Here is a 2471-nt window from a genome sequence, read left to right on the forward strand (position 1 = left end):
GTCGCAAGGACCACCCTTGGCCAGCACTGCGGGCACGTTTTCCGCCTTCAGCACCCTCTTGGGCGTCGCTGCCGGATCGACTGCCTTGCCCGCTTCGAGATCGCGCTCGCTGACGAAGCCATGGCGGTTCAACAGCACCTCCAGCGCCTTGATCCATATCTGGTAGTAGCTCGATGAATAGTAGACAGCCGGATGCAGCGATTCCCGTGCGTGCCGGCTCTCGTCGATGTTCCACGCGCCCATGGCGCCGGCAGTCAGCGTAACGCCGAGCGCCCGCCTTTCCCAGGCGGCATGGAAATAGGGCTCGTCCTTTTCGGGCGCGACGGGGCCGAACCCCATCTGCCCGCCAAGATCGTGCGGCCCGTTCATGCCGGCTGCCCCTCTATTTCAGGTCTTTGGGCCAGGCCGGTCCCGATCATCGCATCACGGCTGACCAGCTCCGCCAGCCGCTCCTCGCTCCAGCCCTCGGTGCCCTCAGGCCGCATCGGCACGACGAGATAGCGCAGCTCCGCGGTCGAATCCCAGACGCGTATTTTTGTCCCGGCCGGCAGCGTGAGTCCAAATTCTTCCAGCACGCCGCGCGGATCGATCACCGCGCGCGAACGATAGGGCGGCGCCTTGTACCAGACCGGAGGCAGGCCGAGCACCGACCACGGATAGCAGGAGCACAGCGTGCAGACGACGAGATTGTGCGTCTCCTCGGTGTTGAACACCGCCTGCATGTGCTCGCCCTGGCGGCCGGTATAGCTGAGCGATGCGATCGCCGCCGTCGCATCGCGCTTCAGCCATTCGGCATAGGCGGGATAGCTCCAGGCTTTCGCCACCACCCTGGCGCCATTGCGCGGGCCGATCTTCGTCTCGTAGGTATCGACGATGACGTCGATCGCGGCCGGATCGATCAGCCCCTTCTGAGTGAGGATGGTTTCCAGCGCGCGCACGCGGGCGGCAAACGGATCGAGGTCGTTGTCGTGGTCATGATCGTGTGACATGGCCGCAAACTACGTTTCCAGTGATGCCGCCGCAAGCGCAACGGCTTGGGCCAACGGCACATGGCGCTGGCCCTGTCACATCATTCGGCCGCCGCCCGCTGCGGTTCGGGCAGCATGTCTTCCCTGGCCTTGAATAGCGACGGCTGATCCCCCGCTTCGACCGGGCCCGTCTCGCCCTTGCGCTTCGACCAGAGCCCGACCAGCCAGCCCGAGAGATTCTCCATGTAGACATAGATCACCGGCGTCACGAACAGGGTCAGCGCCTGCGAGGCAAGCAGGCCACCGACAACGGCAACGCCCAGCGGCTGGCGCAATTCGGCGCTGGCGCCGGTGCCGAGCGCGATCGGGAACGTGCCCATCAGTGCCGCCAGCGTCGTCATCATGATCGGCCTGAACCGCATCAGGCAGGCCTTGTGGATCGACTCGGTCGCCGACATGCCTTCTCGTCGCAGTTCAAGCGCGACGTCGACCATCATGATGCCGTTCTTCTTGACGATGCCGATCAGCATCAGGATGCCGATCACCGCGATAACAGACAGATCCATGCCGGCGAAGCGCAGCGCAACGACCGCTCCCAGCACGGCCGATGGCAGGCCGGTAAGGATGGTCAGCGGGTGGATGAAGCTCTCGTAGAGGATGCCGAGCACGATATAGATGGTCAGGATTGCGCCGCCGACCAGAAAACCCTGGTTGGCAAGAGAATCCTGGAAGGTCTTGGCCGTGCCGGCAAAGGTCGTCGAGATCACCGTCGGCATGCCGATCTGCTCCTTGAGCGCATTGATGCGCGTCACGCTGTCGCCCAGCGCCACGCCCTGCGGCAGATTGTAGGAGATGGTCACGGCTGGAAGCTGGCCGAGCTGGTTGACAGTCAGGGCGCCGGCCGTGCGATCGACCCGGGCGAAGGCGCCGAGCGGAACAAGACTGCCGCTCGCCGTCCTCATCTGGATGGCCAGCATCCGCTCGGGCGACCACTCGATCTTGGGATCGAGCTCGGTGATGACTTCGTAGCTGTCGGCCGAACCGAAGATTGTCGAAACCTGGTCGGTGCCGAACCCGCCATAGAGGGCGGAGCGCAACGTGTCGGTGTCGATACCGAGCTGGGCGGCCTTGTCGCGATCCACCACCAGCGTCGCCTGCAACGCATTGTTCTGCAGGTCGCTGGTGACGTCGGTGAAGTTCGCATGGTCGGCAGCCATCGCGTCGTTCAGTTTCTGCGCCCAAATATCGGTCAGGCCGGTATCAAGGCCCTGAACCACGAGCTGGTAGGCGCTGGCCGACGACCGCGAGCCCAGCCTCAAATTCTGCACCGGCTGCATGTAGGTCTCGATGCCCGCCACGCCGGCCAGTTGCTTGCGCAGGTCCGAAAGCACCTTCTCGATATCGGGGCGCTTGTCCTTGCCCTTAAGCTGGACGAAAAGCTGCCCCTGGTTGAGCGCATTGTTGCCGCTGCCCGCCGACCACGCCACATGGTCGACATAGGGC

At 64.2% G+C, this 2471-nt stretch carries 2 protein-coding genes and 1 pseudogene; all 3 read right to left on the reverse strand.

Annotated features, from left to right (window positions below):
- Positions 1–369: pseudogene (locus tag EN939_RS29735) on the reverse strand (SH3-like domain-containing protein); the annotation flags it as partial.
- Entirely contained in the window at positions 366–989 is a 624-nt protein-coding gene (gene nthA / locus EN939_RS29740) for a nitrile hydratase subunit alpha (protein ID WP_127271239.1), read from the reverse strand. The pseudogene EN939_RS29735 and the gene nthA, both read right to left, overlap by 4 nt.
- A gap of 80 nt (positions 990–1069) precedes the next feature.
- Positions 1070–2471 (reverse strand): efflux RND transporter permease subunit (locus EN939_RS29745; RefSeq protein WP_164751336.1); only part of this gene is annotated, 1402 nt, incomplete at its 5' end.

This window comes from Mesorhizobium sp. M7A.F.Ca.CA.002.05.1.1 (assembly GCF_003998335.1).
Classification (GTDB): Bacteria; Pseudomonadota; Alphaproteobacteria; order Rhizobiales; family Rhizobiaceae; genus Mesorhizobium.